The sequence below is a fragment of the Microbispora cellulosiformans genome, from assembly GCF_008728085.1.
GTDB lineage: Bacteria > Actinomycetota > Actinomycetes > Streptosporangiales > Streptosporangiaceae > Microbispora > Microbispora amethystogenes.
Genome location: NZ_VYTZ01000003.1, coordinates 77,931 through 95,437, shown reverse-complemented (window position 1 = coordinate 95,437; position 17,507 = coordinate 77,931). Strand labels below are relative to the sequence as shown.

24 protein-coding genes are annotated in these 17,507 nt (G+C 70.2%); 16 read left to right on the top strand and 8 right to left on the bottom strand.

Translation table 11 applies throughout. The annotated features are described in order from the left end of the window. Positions 1 to 75 precede the first annotated feature (75 nt). Positions 76 to 846, top strand: a complete 771-nt coding sequence (locus F5972_RS08365; protein ID WP_150932845.1) for a hypothetical protein — start codon at positions 76 to 78, stop codon at positions 844 to 846. Here F5972_RS08365 and F5972_RS08360 read toward each other — a convergent pair. After that, positions 836 to 1,090, bottom strand: a complete 255-nt coding sequence (locus tag F5972_RS08360; protein WP_150932844.1) for a hypothetical protein — start codon at positions 1,088 to 1,090, stop codon at positions 836 to 838. The two genes, F5972_RS08365 and F5972_RS08360, sit on opposite strands and share 11 nt — an antisense overlap. A 333-nt stretch (positions 1,091 to 1,423) precedes the next feature. Between F5972_RS08360 and F5972_RS08355 the strand changes: the two genes are divergently transcribed. From F5972_RS08355 to F5972_RS08340, 5 genes are all read left to right on the top strand, one after another. Beyond that, positions 1,424 to 1,933, top strand: a complete 510-nt coding sequence (locus F5972_RS08355) for a hypothetical protein (protein ID WP_150932843.1) — start codon at positions 1,424 to 1,426, stop codon at positions 1,931 to 1,933. A 20-nt stretch (positions 1,934 to 1,953) separates the two neighbouring features. Beyond that, entirely contained in the window at positions 1,954 to 2,268 is a 315-nt protein-coding gene (locus F5972_RS08350) for a hypothetical protein (RefSeq protein WP_150932842.1), read from the top strand. 530 nt (positions 2,269 to 2,798) lie between these two features. Then, a complete protein-coding gene (locus F5972_RS08345) occupies positions 2,799 to 3,881 on the top strand; it encodes a PQQ-binding-like beta-propeller repeat protein (RefSeq protein WP_150932841.1) in 1,083 nt (360 codons plus the stop codon). A 149-nt stretch (positions 3,882 to 4,030) separates the two neighbouring features. Beyond that, positions 4,031 to 4,201 (top strand): hypothetical protein, encoded by a 171-nt coding sequence (locus tag F5972_RS37025; protein ID WP_191910015.1) that lies wholly within the window; start codon positions 4,031 to 4,033, stop codon positions 4,199 to 4,201. Positions 4,202 to 4,258: 57 nt separating this feature from the next. After that, entirely contained in the window at positions 4,259 to 5,560 is a 1,302-nt protein-coding gene (locus F5972_RS08340) for a RusA family crossover junction endodeoxyribonuclease (RefSeq protein WP_150932840.1), read from the top strand. Between the two features lie 27 nt (positions 5,561 to 5,587). Here the strand turns inward: F5972_RS08340 and F5972_RS08335 are convergent, their stop codons facing one another. Next, positions 5,588 to 5,764 carry a transposase gene (locus tag F5972_RS08335; protein ID WP_150932839.1) on the bottom strand — a complete coding sequence of 59 codons (177 nt, stop codon included), beginning with the start codon at positions 5,762 to 5,764 and terminating at the stop codon, positions 5,588 to 5,590. Positions 5,765 to 5,960: 196 nt separating this feature from the next. Here F5972_RS08335 and F5972_RS08330 point away from each other — a divergent pair, with 196 nt between their 5' ends. The 9 genes from F5972_RS08330 to F5972_RS08300 all read left to right on the top strand — a co-directional run bounded on the left by F5972_RS08330 (position 5,961) and on the right by F5972_RS08300 (position 11,041). Next, positions 5,961 to 6,986 (top strand): tyrosine-type recombinase/integrase, encoded by a 1,026-nt coding sequence (locus F5972_RS08330; protein WP_191910014.1) that lies wholly within the window; start codon positions 5,961 to 5,963, stop codon positions 6,984 to 6,986. Between the two features lie 77 nt (positions 6,987 to 7,063). After that, entirely contained in the window at positions 7,064 to 8,020 is a 957-nt protein-coding gene (locus F5972_RS08325) for a hypothetical protein (RefSeq protein WP_150932838.1), read from the top strand. A gap of 46 nt (positions 8,021 to 8,066) precedes the next feature. Further along, a complete protein-coding gene (locus F5972_RS08320; protein WP_150932837.1) occupies positions 8,067 to 8,474 on the top strand; it encodes a hypothetical protein in 408 nt (135 codons plus the stop codon). Next, a complete protein-coding gene (locus F5972_RS08315) occupies positions 8,467 to 8,823 on the top strand; it encodes a hypothetical protein (protein WP_150932836.1) in 357 nt (118 codons plus the stop codon). Before F5972_RS08320 ends, F5972_RS08315 begins: the two co-directional genes overlap by 8 nt. A gap of 14 nt (positions 8,824 to 8,837) precedes the next feature. Further along, complete coding sequence (locus F5972_RS08310; protein ID WP_150932835.1) at positions 8,838 to 9,449, top strand: hypothetical protein; 612 nt, start codon at positions 8,838 to 8,840, stop codon at positions 9,447 to 9,449. Continuing rightward, a complete protein-coding gene (locus tag F5972_RS38765) occupies positions 9,446 to 9,580 on the top strand; it encodes a hypothetical protein (protein ID WP_263641805.1) in 135 nt (44 codons plus the stop codon). Before F5972_RS08310 ends, F5972_RS38765 begins: the two co-directional genes overlap by 4 nt. Before the next feature lie 80 nt (positions 9,581 to 9,660). Continuing rightward, the gene (locus tag F5972_RS37020; RefSeq protein ID WP_191910013.1) at positions 9,661 to 9,813 is read left to right on the top strand and encodes a hypothetical protein; all 153 of its coding nucleotides are present in this window, start codon (positions 9,661 to 9,663) and stop codon (positions 9,811 to 9,813) included. 275 nt (positions 9,814 to 10,088) lie between these two features. Further along, positions 10,089 to 10,589, top strand: coding sequence for a hypothetical protein (locus F5972_RS08305; RefSeq protein ID WP_150932834.1), 501 nt, complete (start codon positions 10,089 to 10,091; stop codon positions 10,587 to 10,589). Continuing rightward, a complete protein-coding gene (locus F5972_RS08300; RefSeq protein ID WP_150932833.1) occupies positions 10,586 to 11,041 on the top strand; it encodes a hypothetical protein in 456 nt (151 codons plus the stop codon). Before F5972_RS08305 ends, F5972_RS08300 begins: the two co-directional genes overlap by 4 nt. 200 nt (positions 11,042 to 11,241) lie before the next feature. On the opposite strand, the gene F5972_RS08295 is transcribed toward F5972_RS08300, so the two are convergent. Further along, positions 11,242 to 11,931 carry a hypothetical protein gene (locus F5972_RS08295; protein ID WP_150932832.1) on the bottom strand — a complete coding sequence of 230 codons (690 nt, stop codon included), beginning with the start codon at positions 11,929 to 11,931 and terminating at the stop codon, positions 11,242 to 11,244. A 227-nt stretch (positions 11,932 to 12,158) separates the two neighbouring features. Here F5972_RS08295 and F5972_RS08290 point away from each other — a divergent pair, with 227 nt between their 5' ends. Beyond that, positions 12,159 to 12,491: an STAS domain-containing protein gene (locus tag F5972_RS08290; protein ID WP_150932831.1), complete on the top strand. Its 333-nt coding sequence runs from the start codon at positions 12,159 to 12,161 to the stop codon at positions 12,489 to 12,491. A gap of 23 nt (positions 12,492 to 12,514) precedes the next feature. On the opposite strand, the gene F5972_RS08285 is transcribed toward F5972_RS08290, so the two are convergent. From F5972_RS08285 to fxlM, 5 genes are all read right to left on the bottom strand, one after another. Then, positions 12,515 to 12,964 (bottom strand): hypothetical protein, encoded by a 450-nt coding sequence (locus F5972_RS08285; protein ID WP_150932830.1) that lies wholly within the window; start codon positions 12,962 to 12,964, stop codon positions 12,515 to 12,517. Continuing rightward, the gene (locus F5972_RS08280; RefSeq protein ID WP_150932829.1) at positions 12,951 to 13,409 is read right to left on the bottom strand and encodes a Panacea domain-containing protein; all 459 of its coding nucleotides are present in this window, start codon (positions 13,407 to 13,409) and stop codon (positions 12,951 to 12,953) included. Before F5972_RS08280 ends, F5972_RS08285 begins: the two co-directional genes overlap by 14 nt. Before the next feature lie 317 nt (positions 13,410 to 13,726). After that, positions 13,727 to 14,938, bottom strand: coding sequence for a hypothetical protein (locus tag F5972_RS08275; protein WP_225311282.1), 1,212 nt, complete (start codon positions 14,936 to 14,938; stop codon positions 13,727 to 13,729). 217 nt (positions 14,939 to 15,155) lie between these two features. Next, positions 15,156 to 16,229: a hypothetical protein gene (locus F5972_RS08270; RefSeq protein ID WP_150932828.1), complete on the bottom strand. Its 1,074-nt coding sequence runs from the start codon at positions 16,227 to 16,229 to the stop codon at positions 15,156 to 15,158. Further along, on the bottom strand, positions 16,226 to 17,503 hold the full coding sequence (gene fxlM / locus F5972_RS08265; protein ID WP_150932827.1) for a methyltransferase, FxLD system: 1,278 nt from the start codon (positions 17,501 to 17,503) through the stop codon (positions 16,226 to 16,228). The genes F5972_RS08270 and fxlM overlap by 4 nt, the downstream gene beginning before the upstream one ends. Between the last annotated feature and the right edge of the window lie 4 nt (positions 17,504 to 17,507).

Below are 17,507 nucleotides of genomic sequence, written 5' to 3'. Positions count from 1 at the left end.
TCGCCGTTTGTCGGCTGGCGCCGGACTACCGGAACAGCCCGGTACCGCCTGGGCCGCCCCCGTACGCTGGCGGCCGTGGACTACCGCGACCGGATCCCCCCTGCCGTTGACCAGGCCGGCGACCTTGACGTGGAGGCGGCGGCCTTGGACGAGCAGGCCCGCCTGTGGGAAGACCTGGACCTGGCGTTGCGCGCCGACGGCCACTGGTCGCCCCGCTGCGACGCCATCGCCGCGCGGATCGCCCGCCTGACCCGGGCCCTCGGCCGGGCGCCCCACTGGACGCAGGTTCCCGCCTACCTACTGGAGGCGGGGCTGTTTCAGCGGATGCTCGACCTGCTGGGCGTGCCGTACGACTTACCCGACCGTGACCAGGCCGGGCAGCGGCGCGTCGACGTGGTGAGGGCCACCTCCCCGGAGCTGGACCGGGCGGAGGCGCTGGACGTGGCCGCCCAACTGCTGCAAGCCCTGGCCCGGCATGACCCCGACGGCGGGCCGTTGGTGGCGGCCGTGCCGGTGGTGTCCCCGTGGGTGCGTCACCTCATCAACGACGAGGTGAGGGCTTCGCCCGCGAGCTGGTCGAGGCGCTGGGTGACCCGGCAGGGCCAGGCACCGCGCAGGAGGTCATCGCCGGGTGGCGTGCAACGGGCCGCATCACCGCGGACCCGGCCAGCACCGGCCCGCGTCAGAAGACGGAGGGTGACTCCGGGCGGGCGAGGTCCCGCCCGCGCAGGAGTAGCAGCCCCGGCCGGCCGGCGCACGCCCGATTGGTTCCCGGCCGCACCTTGCAGTTCGGGCTGTCAGGGTGCGGCCGGGAGCTCAAGAAGTGGAGGTCCTGCTACTCCATGATGTTATTGAGGAGACCGATGATCGCGACTGCGGTAGTGAAGCCAACAGTCTGAACTCCGACCGTAACCGCAGCGGACGTTTCCTCACTGGAGAGCCTACTTACCACTTCCTGAGCGGCCGACTTGACGATCCACCAGCCGACCGCAGCGGCGAGCATGATGATCGCCCACCGCTGCGGGAGCTTCTGCGGCTCCTTATGGGGTTCCTTGTCTTTCTCTTTGAAGGCTCCTCGGAGTACGCTCATGTGTGCGGCCTCTCCTTTCGCATGCCTAGAGCTGGGACCGGACCGCGAAGAGCGGCCTCTCTGGTGCTACAGAGAGGCCGCTCGCCGTGTTCTTGGGCACCTCTTGAGGTGCTCCTCAGTGCACGATGCCACATGAGCAGGAGCCCCCGCATCGTAATCAGGTCACGGCATAAGAGGTTCCTCCCGGTGGCGGCCACAAGGAATGGATTTACCCCTCTCGGTAGAGAAAATCTTGCCCCTACCTTCCGGTAAAGATCTTGATCGTCTCACCTCGATCGCCAAATAGGCGTAAACCTTTGCACTTTTCGCAACACTGAGCGCATACTGTGCTCCATGATGGAAGCCGCAAGAGAGCTATCTAAGATCCTCAAGCCCGATCCAGAGGCAATCGAAGGGCGAGCACCCAAGGAGCGCGAGGAGGAACTCAAAGCCGTCCGTAAGCAGCGAGAGGCTCTCGCGGGTGAGCTGGTTGCCGCCGCACAGAGCTCGCCCACCGAGGATCCGGTCCTCGCCCGGCTACAGGAACTTGCCAGAAAGAAACGTGAAATCAAGAACGAAATCCGCCTACTCCTGACATATGCACGCGAGTTCACTCGGCCCGAACCATACCGATTGAAAGCCCTAGCCGAAGCTGCAGACATGTCAATATCGTCCGTTCGCACGGAGTGCGATAAAGGCGATAAAGCATACATCGCTGATCAAATCGGCCGTAGCGACCTAAAAAAGACCGTCATGCCAACTACAGCACTGGAATACCTAGCAACATTCCCCTCGCCGTCCACCGCCCCTTCTCTTGAGAGGCGGCAGTACGAACCGGGAATGGGCTTTATCCAGACCGACTGATTGCAGCCCACGCCGACCACATGTGGGGCTCCTACCTGAACCGCGCCGACTTGACCGCCATCTCCGCCCAGGACCCAACCTTCACGGCGCAGGCCGACACGGTACGCCGCCTGCTGCGACACCTGTCCATGGCCCTGGACGACGAAGGGATCACCGGGGAGCAGCAGGACCGCATCCTGCGCGGCGTGGTCTACGGGACGCCAGACCCGATCGGGGCCGAGCGCCGCGTACGCGACCACCAGCGGCAGGTGGAGGCGGTGCGGCAGGAACCGGCGGCGCTGCGCCTCGCCGCTGCGCAGGCGCAGACGCTGCGGCGCGACCCGCCCGGCCGGTGACGTGGGGCGGGCCCAGGCCGGAAGTGGCGCCACCCACCTGGGCCCGCGTCAACGAGGCCCCCGGTGGATGAACGCTAATCCGCCGACCGAGGGTGCCCGTGTCACCGCTCAGAGTAACCACCACCCCGCCCGGCTAAACGGCTGAAACCCCCGGAAAGCGGCAGGGCCCCGGCGCACTGCACTGGGACCCTGCATTCGCAATCAACGACCCGAGACCCCGGCCCCGCGTTCGTGGTCTGTCGAGTCGTGGGAGCCGGGGGCTCGCGAGAAGCGGTTCGACCTCTAACTCGTCGCTGACGGTAGCATGCCCGTCACCGAGGCGACGGGTGTACGGGGAAGTTGCACTGCGCCCGTGCATCACCCGCATATGCCCGGTATTTATTCCGGCCGCCCTGGGGGCGGCCGCGAGCGGCCGCTACACCAGTTGTCGAACTGCTGGGCCCGTACCACGTTTCGTCGTCGTGCCACGGAGTGCCGGCGCTTGACCCGTTTCTCCAGCGCCAAGCCGGCACCGCCAATAGCATGAGCCGATGCAGACCGGCGTAATCGTGGCACCCAAGTACGACATGGGGCAGGCCGTAGTAGATCGGCCGCTGGACGCCCTGCTCACTGTGGCGTGGCAGGTGCCCTTGACGGGCTTTTACACCCGCGAAGCCCGGCTGGATTCGGTGTCGGGAGTGGCCATGCTGACGTCCTCGGAGCACGGCGTGCTGGCCCTAGGCGCGGCCCCGCCGGACCTTAGGTCGGACGCGGGCCGATGGCCGGTGCCGGTCCGTGTCGTTGGCTCGGGGTATCCCGGGCAGCTGATGGTGGTCGACAACTCGGGCATGGTGTACCGGCTCAGCCCCGAGCGGCCGCCCATGCCCGTGTGGGAGAGCACGGAACACCCTGACGAGGTCGACGTGGTGGGGCTGCCTGGCGGTCGGCTGCTGGCGTCCTGCTTCGACGACTCTTGGTCCGAAACCCAGCTGGTCGAGGAGGCCACTGGGCATATCGTGTGGCGCAGCCCCGTTGTGCAGGCACCGGTGATGCCCGTAGGCGACCAGCTCATCGGCATCAGCCACATGGCCCCTAGTCGGGGTGACCTGGTGTCGCTGGACGTGCGCACCGGTCTTGAGCGGTGGCGGCGGCCGGGCGGTTCGCTGTGGGGGGCGGACATAGTCGCGGTGGTCCGCGCCGTGTTGTGGGTGGACGATCGGATCAACAACCAGTTGGTCGGGTTCAGTGTGGACTCTGGCCGCCCTATGGCGAGGGTTGCGCTGCCCCGCACGTCACGGCTGACGGGTGTCCTGGATCAGGCTGGGGTTCTGCACATCGTCGACGAGCACGGCTGGCTCGCCGTGGACTTGACGCAGGCCCGTGTGGTCGCCGACGTGCGGTTCGAGGTGTCCGGTATGGGCAGGGTGTATCAGTCGCGGACCATTCGGAGCGCAGACGGGCGACTGGTACTCGCCGACGATCGTGGACAGATCTTCGTGATGCACCCCGCGCAACCGCAGCGGCCCGAGCTCGTGGCCACGTGCCCGCAGGTACGGGGCATCGGGATCGCGGAGGGCCGACTGATCGTGCTGTCCCACGACGGCACCCTGACAGCACTCGGCGCACCCTCGTAGCATCGACGCCTCTCGGGTGAAGCGGCGCAGCATTTTGGCGCGGCTCCGCGCTGGCGGCCAGCGGGCCAGGGGCATGCGGCCTGGGGCCGCTCCCAGGCCCGCGCTGCCGCGCGCCAGACGCCGACGCGTACTGCGACCCGGAGTGGGAGTTGTACAACCCGGCGCGCCACGGGCTGACATTTACCCCCACGGTCGGCAACATCTTCGGCTACCCGGCGCCCTACCCGCCGGTGCGGGCCATCGCCGTCGCCCTGCGCGGGCACCTGGCCCCGGCCGAGCGTGAACTCCTCGCCCGCCTGCTCACCACGAAGGATGCCTGACCCGCACGCCTGGCGCGCGGCCCGTGTCCGTGCTCCCATGCCTGTCATGGAGGGGCGATGACACAGTCCTTATGGAATGTCCCGGACAACTTCTGGGTGCTGCAACGGCGGTCCCGCTGGGCACGCACGCTCTACCTGTCCATGCACGGCGAACCCGAACGCAAAGGCCGGAGAGGGAAACGATCATCCGTTGCTTTCCAGCAGCAGGTGCTCGACCAGTTGATGACCAGGCGGCGGCGTCCCTTCACGGGGCCCGTCGCGCTGGACCTGCAGTTCTACACGAGACGCAGGAACCCGCCGGCAATCCACCAGCTCGCCAAGCACGTCCTTGACCTCCTCGGCGCAGCCGACGCAGCGGTCCAGCCTCGCTGGCGCAGCGTGCTCTACCGGGACGACCGGCAAGTCAAGTTCCTGTACGTGGGCCTGCACCAGGGATGGGACCCTGAGGCTGCCGACGGCGAAACCCCCGGGTGGAGCACCATCGTCGCCCGCCCGGTCCGTGACGTCGCCTCCGACCTCCAGCTCGCCCAACGGCTCAGCCACGACGACTGGGATGCCAAAGAGGACGAGTCCAGCCCGTTCTACTCGCCGGAACTCCGCGACGAGCTTGATCGCGCCCTGGATCTCCCAACCGGCGACCGCGCCTCGTGGTCGTGGGTCGACGAGTTCAGCGTCTACTTCGACGCGATGCAGACGCAGACCGCCGTCCTGGCCCGGACAGACGCGGCGCTCCTGACCGGCCTGTGCTCCTACCTCGACAGCCTCTCCGACACGGCCGCACGGCGCCTCGAAGAATGGCGGGAGGCATTCGAGGCGCTGCTCCGCGACTCGTACATGATGAGCCGGCACCTGCTGCTGTCGAACCCGCTCACGGCGGCGCTGCCAGCGTTGCCCCGAGCCACCGGCGACGCCACCGCGTTCACCCGTGCACTCCGCGAACAACTGGAAGGGTTCCGGGCCCGGCACCCGCTGTTCACGTCCCTCGTGGTCCCGGTGAAGGTGACCTTCCTCGTTGTGCCCCCCGAGCAAGGCAAGGATCTCGACAACGTCGCGCGGGTGGCGCTGCCCGTCGTGCATGACGTACTGCGGCCGCACATCGAGCCCCACCTGCTGTCGCCCCAGCCTCCGGACGAAGAGCCCAAACCGTGGCGTGAGGAGGCGCTGCGCCGCCTGCGGTCCCTCAACGCCAACAGCGTCGCCGCCTACCAGGTGATCGAGTTGCCGCGTACGCCGCACGACCCGCCCGAGGGTGTGCTGCGTCTCGCGCTCGGCAGCGCTCACTCCTACCGCAGCTGGTGGGACCAGGCCGCAGCCTACGTGGACGAGCGAATCAACGACGCCGATGGTCTGTTCGGGTAGGACGTGCGCCGCTGGGCGCGTGCACCGCTACCGGCGCAGCTCCACCACCTCGACGAGGTCGGCCAGGTCGACGTGCTGGGCGACGCCGGCGACGGACCGGGCGTAGCAGATGTGGTAGCCGAGGTGCCGCACGCGGAACACGGGGCGGCCGTCGAGCTCGACCACGGCGACCTCCCAGCCGTCGACCCCCACCCACCTGGACATGCGGGCATGTTAGGCGCGCACGGGCGCGGGTGGGCATGTGGGGGCATGTTCCGAGCGGGGGCTGGTTGTCGGCGCGCACCTATATATAGGTGTGTGTGACGCGCCCTTGGTGCCCCGTTAGAAACTCGTTCGATTCCGTTACCCGGCCTTTATACACGCGATAACCTGAATTACCACCGGTAAGCAGGGGGATCGGATGAGTGACGCACAGCTGGTCATACGACCCAGCCGTGACGTTGCGCGCACCCGCCCCGAACCTGTCTACACCGACACGGACTTCGCACTCGGCGACGAGGCGCGCGAACTGATCGCGGAGGGTGTCGCCGACGAAACGCGCCGCGCCTACGCCCGCCACTGGCGGGACTTCGAGGACTGGTGCGCCCACACCGGCCGGGTGCCGCTGCCCGCCACCCCGCACACCTTCACCGAGTACGTCACCGACATGTGCGCGCGGGGCCTGGCCCCCGTCTCCATCGAGCAGGCCATGGCGGCGATCCGCACCTGCCACCGCACCGCCGGGTACAAGGGGCAGCCGGACCGGGAGGGCGCCGCGCTCGCGCTGCGCGGCTACCGCCAGCGGCGGGCCAAGAGCGGCCGCCGCAACCAGCGGCAGGCCCCCGTCCTCACCATCGAGCAGGTCCGGGCGATGGCCGGGGTGTGCCCCGACGACCCGGCCGGGTGGCGTGACAGGCTGGTCCTGGACCTGGGCGTCGCCCTGATGGGCCGCCGGTCGGAGCTCATCGCCCTGTTCCAGGACGACGTCCGCGTGGTCGACGGCGAGCTTGAAGTGCTGATCCGGCACAGCAAGACCGACCAGGACGCCCACGGCGAGACCGTCTACATCCCGCCCGGGGAGCACCCGCTGACCGACCCGGTCGGGGCGTGGCGGCAGTGGACGGCGTTCCTCGCCGAACACGGCCACACCGGCGGCCGGCTGCTGCGCCGCTTCTACCGCAACCACCGGGTGGGGCCGTCGCTCGGCGGCGACGCCGTCAACGACATCATCCGGGGCCTGGCCGTCCGGGCGGGCATCGACGGCGCGGAGGACGTCACCGCGCATTCGCTGCGCGCGACCGGCGCCAGCTGGGCGTACGCGGAACGCGCGCCCATGTCGGCGATCACCGAGCACGGGCGGTGGAAACCCGGCTCGTCGGTGGTGCTGCGCTACATCCGCGCCGTCGACAAGCGGCGCAACAACCCGATGCGCGGCGCTGGCCTTTAGTCGCGCGACTCCAGAAAGGGCAGAACATGAGCGGAGAAGCTGATCGGCCAGACGATGCGCGGCCCCCAGCTGTGCGGGTGGATCTCGGCGAGTCCGGCGACAGGCTGATGGAAGACCTTTGGCTTGACGAAACTGGTCGGCTAACTCGGCAGTCGGAGCACGTGCGGGAACTCCCGGGCTATGCCGATGCGCTGGAGGCATGGCGTCGTCTGGAAACCCCTCTACGAGCCCAGCTGAGAGAACGCATCTCCCTGCCCTTGGCCAATATCATCACCCAGGCCAGCAGGGTTCAAGTCCTGGTGTCCCGCATGAAGACGTTCGTCCGGGAGTCCTCGCCCGCCTTGCGGGAAGTCCTCTTGACACGGTGGAAGAGTTTTAAGGTTGAGGTGGTGCTCTACCGCCTCGGCCAGCTCGAACTGCTGGCCTGGATCGAGTCCGAAGATCCGCAGCTGGCAGTGAAGGGCTGGATCAGCCTCGCACTGTTGGACGAGGCCATAGACATGGACGACGCTGAGCAACTGTCTCCCATTGTGCTGTACGTCTCCAACGACGACGCATACAACGACGTGCGCGAGGCACTCGACGACGCCATGGAGGCGTTCGGCCTGGCCCCAGTCCGCAGCAGCCCTCCCATTCGCGGGTCCGTATGGCAGGTAATAACGGCCGCGTTCAAACGGCAGGTGGAACCGGACCGGCTGGATCAGGCCGGCGACGCGTTCACAGCCGGGGCTAAGGCGCGCTGGTACGGCGAGCCGCAGTCCCAGATCACCAAGGCACAGGGCGAGGCCGTCGCCAACCTGCTGGACAAACTGCAGTCCACCCCGGACGCACTCATCATGATCAGCAACATCCTGATCGTGAAGGTCGACGGGGTGCCGGTGGTGCGGGAGCTCACACCCGAGCAGGTGCAGGTCCTGCAGGAGAACCCGTCGCTGTTCACCGACCCCCGGCTCGCGCTGTCCCGCCTCCAACCCCTGCGGGCTGAGGTGAGCGGGCGCGGCCCGGATTCGGGCCAGCAGTCAATCGCCCGCTGACCCCCTAACTGGTAGGCCGATCCCGGCCGGGAAGGATCAACACCGCATGACCACCGACGACGAGTGGAGCCCGTACGACGTGTGGCGGGGCCTGCGGGACGCCCACCAGTTCGAGGTGCGGCCCGAGCACATCCGGCTGCTGCGCCGCGCCAACACCGCGTGGGAGGGGCACCGCGACGTCGGGGCCCCCAGCCTGGACCGCAGGCACCCGTTCGGGGACAGCGACGACGTGTACGCCGACATGGCGGAGATCGTCGACGGCCGCACCGACGGCGGCTACGACGACGAGGACGTGGACCGCTACGACCGGCTGCGGGGTGAGCTGGGCCTGGTGCTGGAGATCGTGCTGCAGGCGGGCAGCTTCGAGCCCGGCCACTACGAGCGGACCCCGGGCGGGATGTGGCGGCATGCGGTCGCGATCGACACCCCCGGCGGGGAGCAGGCCGGTGGGTGAGGACCCGCCCGCCGACGGGCGGTACGTCCGCCGGTCGATGACCGTGCCCAATGACCTGTCGAGCCTGTGCGGCGGCTGCCACGCCGCGATGAACGAGCCGCACCGGCCCGGGTGCGCCAAGGCGCGGTGCCCGTACTGCGGCGGGCAGCGGTACGACTGCCACGAGCCGCCCGGGTGCGAGGTGTTCGGCGGCGTCATCGACGACAAGCCGTCGATGTGGTGGGGCCGCTGGCCCCAGGACATCGCCGCCGAACGGTACGGCGTCGACAAGCGTGAAATCTTCGACCTGATCGAGGTCGGGCTGTTCGTGTGGGACCCCGACACGCAGCTGTTCAAACCCGCCGACTGACGGAAGGACTGACCATGACCGATCACCCGATGGACGATGACCTGGTGGCGGGGCCGCCCGAGGGGTCGGCACCCTTGTGGTTCCACGACGGGGAGCTGTCGCTGCTGCGCCGCCAGATGCAGGCCGCGCAGGCCGACCTGGCCCAAGCGGAGGGCGACGCCCCGCCCGGGTTCGGGGTGCCACCCGCGCTGCGCGAGGCGCGGCTGCGCGCCGCGACCTTGGAGGAGCGGTTCGCCCGGTGCCTGATCGGGCTGGTCGCCGCGCCGCGCGGCGCGGAGGGCGACCTGGTCGCCCGCGTCCTGGCGGCGGTCGCCGACCAGGAGCAGCGCCTGGAGCTCGAGACGCTGGCCCGGCTGGCCGGCGACGACAGCGGCGCCGCCGCGGCGGCGTTGCTGCGCACCGCGGCGGTGCGGCTGGGCGCGGTCGACGTGGCCCGCACCCCGGACGTCGCCGAGGTGGTGCACGACCTGGCCGAGGGGCTGACCGCGCTGGTCCCCGTGGTGCGGGACCTGTTCGGGCGGGTCGACGCCGATGACGCCGACCTTGGGGAGACGGTTGACGCGCTGGAGTCGGCCGCCGGTGGGGTGCGGGTGCTGGACCTGCACGCGCAGCGGGAGGGCCTGTGAGCGGCGCCGGGGCGGGCCGGTCGTTCACGTACGCCAGGACGTTCCAGCTGCGGTCCGGCGTGGTGTGCGACCTTGCGTACACGCCGCCCGCGTGGGCGCGGAGGCTGCTCGCGCTGCTGCGGCGCAGGTGAGCCCACCGGCGGGGTGTCAACTTCTGCCAACAAGTGCCAACTTGTGTCACACCGGGCGGGGGGCGGCCTACCGTGCTGGCATGGAGCGCGGACTGCATATGGCCCAGGCCGAGGTGGTGCGCGAGGTGTACGCGCTGTACGCCGACGGGGTGTTCGACACCGAGGAGCTGGCCGAGCACCTGAACCGGGAAGGCGTGCCCACTCCCCGCGAGCTGATGCGCCGCCCGGACTGACGGGGCGCGGGAGGCCTCGGGCCAACCCCAGGAGGCCCGAGCCCCGCGTGCGGCGCGGCGCGTCCCCGGTGGGTGACCGTCCGGGGGGCCGCGTCATACGGGTAGCCGGCCCCCGCGGCGTTGGAGCGTCGAGATCGCCGAGGGGGCTGGTTGCGTGGCCGAGCGTAGCCGCCCCGTCACACTCGCGTCCGTGTCTTCGGCGAAGACGCAGGCGGGCGGGCCGCGGCGGGTGGTGTAATGCGCTGCACCGTCGCCCCGCGAAGGGAAGCCGCGTTGTGATCACGCTGGATGAGGCCAAGCAGGTTCTGCCCGTCGGCCGACGCGTCCGCCACCTGTACCTGGACTGGGCGGGTGAGGTCGCCCCCCGGCCGGAGGGTAGGCCGGGGGCGGGCCGCGTGCACGACTCCGACGTGTCGGGGAACTGCTGCTCGGTTAACATCGCCTGGGACCACGGGGAGCACCTGTGGACCAGCCCCCGCGAACTGGTGTGGGAACGCGACGGCGACCCGCCGCCGGACCCGCTGCTGGCGTTCGCCCAGGCGGTCAGCGCGATCGGGCGGAGCATGGAGGTGACGCACCGCACCATGCAGGCGTCGGGCGCGATGGGCCTGGCCTTCCGGGGTGACCTGGACCGGCTGCGGGACCGGCTCCGCGAGCTGCCGCCGGAGCAGGTGCGGGGCATCCACGACGCCGCCCGGGTGCTGTGCGAGGTCACCGCCGAGGCGCCCGGGGATGCGGCGGGGCCGGGCGGGCAGCGGGGGGTGGCGGGGCCGTGACGATGGGGCCGATCGACGCCCGCCCGTTCCTGTGGGTCGAGGACCTGCCGGGGGTTCCGTCGGCGCTGCTGTATGTGTCGCCGCTGATCGGCGACCCGGCGGTGGAGGTGCTGCCCGCTGCGCTGTCGGTGCTGGGGCTGCCGTACACCCGGGTCGAGGGGCCTTCGTTCGTGCTGCAGGACGCGGGCCGCGGGTGGCGGTGCACCCTGACCCGCGCGAGGTGGCTGTCGGTCACCCGACGCGGCACCACCCTGGTCGAGGTCGAGCGGATGGACGCGCCGCCCGGCTGGGTGGAGGCCGCGCTGGCCGAGGGACAGCTGCTGGTGATGGCGGGGCCGCCGATCCCGGCCGTGGCCGGCGAGCGGACCTCGGCCGAGCAGGTGTTGGGCTGGGCGGCGTCCCGCCCGTCGTGCTCGGGGCTGGTGCCGGTGGTGGAGGGCGTCCGTGGCTGACGGGCAGGCGGAGCGGTGAGCCCGCCGCCCGGGTGGTGGGAGGCGGGGCTGGTCGACCGGTCCGGCCGGGCCTGGGTGCACATCCCGGGCCGGGGCTGGGCGCGGGTGCCCGACCGGCCATTCCTGCTCCGACACCGACGCTGGCGGGGGCGGTGGTGGCGGCGAGCGTGGCGTCACTGGGCACGTTGTTGAGGGCGCCGCTACCCCTTGACGATGCGCCAGGGGAACGCGAGGATAAAGAGAACAAAACCGATGATCGTCACTCCGACAGTGATGCTGTTTGCCCCCGTGAAGAATTCGCTAAATGACGCCCCCACGGATAACGCAACCCCCACGAGCACGCAAACGCTCTGAAACAGTGTGCGCTTTCGGGAGGGGCCGGTCGGGTATGGCAGTAGATCGACGTTGACGAGACTGCCTGTGACTTTGTCTTTGGTTGGTCGCGGCGGCTTCTGTTCGACCAGCAGCGTGTAGGTGACTTGCTGCTGGCGACCGATGTGCCCGGGGTCAATCAGCAGCGTGTTGCCGTTCCAATGGCGAGGCAGTGCAGGAGGCGAGCTTGGGATGGCCTCCTCTTTCACGACGTCCAGGATCTTGGCGCCGATCTCGGCCTTGATGGGCTGTTTGAACGCGTCGGCGTCTAGGTCGTTGGGTCCTTCAGCGTCCAGGCGGAATTTCACCGTGTGCGGGTCCTTCACTGGCACCGAGTTGTGGAACAGGGTGAGGTGATCGCGCGTCTCGTCGGTCACGATCGGGACGACTTCCATCACGCGCCAAAACAGCTTGAAGCGTTGCCTCTCGAACTTGTGCTTAAGCCAGACCGCTAGGAGCGTTGTGACCGCGCCGATGCAGGCCCCCACCAACGTCCAGACTCCCGTAAAGCCGCCCATACGGGAGGTATGGCCAGATTCTTGCGGTCTGATTTAAGGGGTGGTGCAAAATTGAGTCAACACCCTCAACGCCGTTTTCCTCGCAACCGATCGCCCGCACGTCGATCTCTGGCGGTCGGCCCTGCACCGAAGGGGGTAACGGAGAGATCACCGTGCGTGGTACACCTGGGGTGTCCCCCGATTTCTCCCCCGAGGCTTCACGTCTCGCCCAGTGATCGGGTAGCGCGTTGAATCATCTCCGCATCACCACCCGCCCGGACGGGCCGCGCGTTGTGCTCGTCGCGGACGGGGAGCTGGACGCGGCCAGTTCGGACCTGCTGAGGGCGGCGTTCGAGGAGGTGGTGCAGGCGGGGCAGCACACGGTGGTGGATGTGTCGGCGTTGACGTTCTGCGACTCCTCCAGTCTGCGGCTGCTGCTGTCGCTGCGGGACCGGTGCGCGGCGGGCGGCGGACGCCTGGTGCTGGCCGGGGCGCGGGGGGTGCTGGCCCGGCTGCTGCACATCACCGGGCTGAACCGCGCGTTTGTGCTGGCGGAGTCGGTGGAGGCTGCGGCCTGCTGACCCCCCGCTGTGGGGGCTGGGGGTCAGCGCCGGGTGGAGGGCCACACCTGGTGTTCGGGGTCCCACCACACGACGTGGAACACGTTGCCCTCCAGGAAGCCGTACAGGCGGATGGCGCCGCCGAGCCGCAGGCGGGAGATCTTCGTCATGTCGCCAAGGTTGAGGGCTTCTAGCCGGTCGATCGCGACCTTGTTGGGCAGGGCGGCGACGTCGTAGTGCTTGCCGGGTTCCTCGCCCTGGTCGAAGATCTCGCGGCAGGTCATGGACTCGAACGCCCGCAGCTTGTCCATAATCTGGGCGAAGGTGAGGTCGCCGAACCCCCACGGGCCGGCGTGGTCGACGTGGCAGAACCGCCACGCGATGCGACTGTCGGAGGTCTCCGCACGCGGCAGCAGCGACCGCGACGCGACGAAGGGCTTGTTGCCCTTACCGGTCTTGGCGGGTGCGGAGACCTTCTTCTTACTGCTGCCCATCCGCGGACACGAGGGCGTCGAAGAACTCGTAGATCTCGTCGTCGTCGAGTGGTTCGCTGCTGCGCTCCAGCGGGCCGACGTTCGCGCGCTTGCGGGCGTTGACCCAGGGGGCTTCGCGGTGCGTCATCTCGGACAGGTCGTGGGCGGACAGCTTGCCGAGGTTGTCGAGCACAACGTCGACGGACTCCCGTTCGCCGTCGTCGAGGACGCCGGGGTCGCCGGGGATGTCGCCGGCGTCCAGTTGGAACCGGCCGCGGTGCAGGCCGTACAGGGCGGGGGCGACGGGGCCGTTGGCCCACGCCTCGAAGGGTGCCCGGAACAGGGGGCGGCCTTCCCACGCCAGGTGGTAGCCGTAGGCGTAGTAGCAGAGCTTCTGCAGCTTCATGGCGGTCATGGGGCCGCACTTGGCGAGGATGTAGGCGGCGACGTCTTTGATGCGTGCCATGCCGCTGCCTCCTCCCGCTGGTCTCCCAGTTCCTTCTACCCGTTTAGACGCCTTGGGGGTCATCGGCGATCCCTATACCAGTGTGCCCTTTTTATGTCACAGCCAGGACACGGTCGAACAGGTTTTCGAGGTTATGTCCTGGTTGCTCTCGCGCCACTCTGTCACCGCCGGGCTGCGGCGCGCAGCCGTACGGGTGTCGTGTCGCCGGGCCGTGACCTGCCGGTGACCTCCGCTCCCCCGCCACCACCGCCCCACGGGCTGCGGCGACTACCAGCTCCACCGCCGCGACTAGGCCGCCCCGGGGACCGGCCTGCCCGTCACCGGGTGACGGAGGCGATCAGCCGGTCCGCCTCCTCCACCCGGGAGCCGGGCGACCGGGCACCGGTCCAGCCGGCGCGCAACGCGGACAGCTCCTTGGCGACCCGCGCCGACGACACCAGCGGCAGATCGGCGCGCATGCCCAGCACGGTGGCGGCCGCCTCATCGACGCGCCGCTGCCGCAGCTGCATCCCCGCCAGACGGGAGGTGATCAGCACCCGGGAGCGGCGCTCACCGCCACGCCGCACCCGGATCGAGTCCACCATGTGCCGCTCCCCGGTGGCCAGGTCGGACAGTGCGGCCAGGGTGGTGCCGGTGTCGTGCTCCAGGCTGGCGCGGCGGTACGCCCCGGTCCACTGCGACTCCGGCGGCGACTCGGCCCGCTCCACCTGCCCCTCCGCCTGGGTGAGGGCGGCGATCGCCGCCCGGGTGTCGCCGCCCGCCGCGTACGCGTTGGCCCGCATGCCGTTCATCCACGCCCGCACCCGCGGCGGGCAGCTGTCGTCCAGGGCCGCCGCGGCGGCCTCCGCCAGGTGCACCGCCCGGTCGGGGTGGCCGATCTCGACGGCCTGCAACGCCAGGCCGCGCAGTGCCGTCGCCTTCGCCACCGGGTCCCCGGCCTCGTCTGCCAGCCGGACCGCCTGAATGTAGTACCGCTGCGCCAGCCCGGCCATGCACGCGTCGTTGGCCATGAACCCGGCCAGGTAGGCCAGCTGGGACGCGGCGGTGAACAGGGCGGGGCGGGCCGCGCCCGTCGTGCCGTGCAGCAGCGGCGTCACCTCCGCCACCAGGTAGGACGCGACGGCGGTGCGCGCGTGGCCGCCGCCGAACAGGGAGTCGGCGTCGGCGAACTGGGCGGTCATCGCGCGGATGCGTTCGACGTCGCCGCCGCCCGCGCGGCGCGGCTGCCCCGCCCGCGCGGCGGCCGCCGGGGTGGGCGGCAGGTTCAGCGCGGCCAGCGTGTACAGGCCGGCGGTCAGCACGGTGCGCCTGTTCAGCATGTCGTCCCTCCCGAGACGGGTCACCCAGGCGACCGGGTCGCCGTCCCACGGGTTGACCGCGACCGGCCCGGGGTCGGGCCAGCCCAGCTCGGGGGCGGTCACCGCCCGCCCGAGTAGCCGGGTGAACGCTTCGACGATGGCGGGGATCGCGGCGGCGTTGGGGACGGTCCCCGTCAGCCAGTGTGCGATAGACGCCGCGTCATAGTACATAGCCCGCCCGTTTTCCGCCCCAACCGCGCGGATTGCCTGGGCGACCCTGGCGTAGGGGAGTTGGGCGGCCTGGATCGCCGCTTGAAGTGCGGGATTGGCCACGGGGTGGCGTCGTGCCGCGGGCATGCCTCCACCTCTCATGCGCGGGATACGGGACCTTGCAACGCCCAAGGCTGTCCCAAGCCAAGGGCCGGGGGCCGGGTAACCGGTGAACGGGTCACAACTGCCCGCGCAATGCCACTTCGGCCTTGTCCACGGCTGTGGTGAGAGCGCGCATGTCGGCGGGTGGGAGTGTCCCGGCACCGAGCCCTGATGCGGTGACTACGGCGGTGAGGTCGTGTTCCTGCCGAGGGGTCATCTGGGAGCGCATCACGTGGTGGCCCAGGACGTCTCGGGCGGCGTAGGCGTCGCTGGACGCCCCGTCGATGATGGCGGCCCGTAGGTTCGACACGCGCGGTGTCCGGGCGGCGGCCAGGTCGAGCACGGCCAGGCCCAGACGGACCCGGAAAACGACCTGCCCGGGTGGATCCTGATCGAGCCCGAGGTAACGGTCGACCATTGTGGCGGCATCGGGGCTGCCGGTCAGTACGGCGAGGGCAGCGGCGACCGCTTGTTCCCACGGGGTGGGCGTGGAGGATGCGGCCAGGAGGCGGGCAGCGCCGTGACAGTCGCCCGTCGCGTGATGAGTGATGATCGCGATCTGGCGGCCGTCGAGGAGTCGTTGCCCGAGCCCGTGGTGGGCCTGGACATGCTGGAGCGCTTCGGCCCAGCGGCAGGCTTGGGTGAGGGCGCGGGTGCCGTCGGACAGGACCACGGCCCACAGCCATTGGACGAGCTCGCGGTGGTCTTCGGGCGTTTGGGCCAGGCGGGTGAGGTCGACGGTACGGCCGTCGACCTCGGCGGTCGTCTGGTCCTTGACGGCGTCGAAAACGGTGGTGATCAGGTGGTGGGCGGCGGTGCCGTGGCCGGTGCGGGCGTGGAGGCGGCCGAGGTTGATGAGGGGCTGAAGCGCGAGTTTCGCGACGGCCGCCGTGTAGGGCCGCGCGGTGTGGAAGATGGCGAACTGGGTCCAGCACAGGTCGGCTGCCAGGGCCGGCAGGCCGCAGTCGCTGGCGATGAGCGCGGCCAGGTTGTGGGCTTCGGCCGCGCGCGTCATCGTTTGCGCCGGGTCGCCGGTGGCGGCGTCCGCCAGGTCGGCGACCTGGCGGACGCGGATGTCGAGCCGGTGGCAGGCGGGTCGTGCGCGCGCAACGAAGGGGAACCGGCGGGCGACGTCGCTTCGGCCGTTCATCGTGCCCGCCAGGTGACGGTCAGCAGCACGTGCGGCTTGTCGATGGCCGCAGCGGTGTCCGATCCGATCTGGTGTGATTCGATGCGGCGTGATTCGACCTGGCCGGGCCCGCGGTGGATGGGCTTGAGGTAGGCGTCGATGCGCGGGGTGGTGGCGCGGTGGTCGCTGTCCCACCGGTGGATCTGCTCGGTGAGGGCCGCAGCGAGGTCGTCGCGGTGCGGGCCGTGGGCGCGAACCCCAAGCTCATAGCGGGTTCCGGTGTCGTCGGCCGGTTCGGCCGGGCGGATGGTGAGGTAGGCGAAGGAATCGCTTTCGTTGGTGACGGCGGCGCCGCCCCAGCGGAATGCGGGTTCCGCCAGGTCGGAGGCGACGGCGTCGGGTTGGGCGATGATCCGGCAGAAACCGCTACCGGTGGTGGCCAGCCACAGGTCCAGGTCCTGGAAGGGGGCCCCTGACCGGATGGTGATGCCGGTCCAGGTGCGGAGCGCGGGCTGGGTGAGGGCGTGAGCGAGGGGCCCGGGGGGTGCGGTGCGCCCGTCGCCCAGCAGGAGCTGGACGCCGTCCCCGAGGGTGAGGGAGGGCTCTGGCTGGGCGCCGATGCCGCGCATGGCAAGGAACCCGCACGTCATCATCGACTGGCTCACCAGATGGTCGCCGCCGTCGCGGTCGAAGGCGACGGAGCGTGTCGTCCCGCCGATGATCCGCAACGGGACGACGAGCCGCCCGTCCGGGGTGAGCTGCTGCCACCATGCGGGCGGCAGGTCCCACGCTCCCGCGGTGACGATGATCCGGTCGTAGGGCCCGGCGGGGGCGTGGCCGTCGGCGCCGTCGGCGCACAGCACCTCGACCTGCCCGTAGCCGGTGGCGGTCAGAGCGGTCCGGGCCCCGTCGACCACGTCGGCGTCGATGTCGACTGTGACGACGTGCCCGGCCGGGCCGGTGAGTTCGGCGAGGAGGGCCGCGTTGTAGCCGGTTCCGGCGCCGATCTCCAGAATGCGGTCGCCGGGGTGGACGTCGAGTTGCTCCAGCATCGCGGCGACGACGCCGGGCGCGGACGCCGAGCTGAGCGCCGCACCGTCCTGGCCGCGTTTGGTGACCACGGCGTCGTCGAGCGCGTAGGCGGATTCCAGGGCGGCGCCGGGCACGAAGGCGTGCCGGGGTACCGCCCGCAGCGCGGCCTCGACCGGCCCGGTCCGGACGGTTCCGCGGGCGACCAGCAGGTCGACGAGCTCGGCGTGGAAACGGTCGGCGGTCTTGAGGGTGTCAGCGGCCATCGGA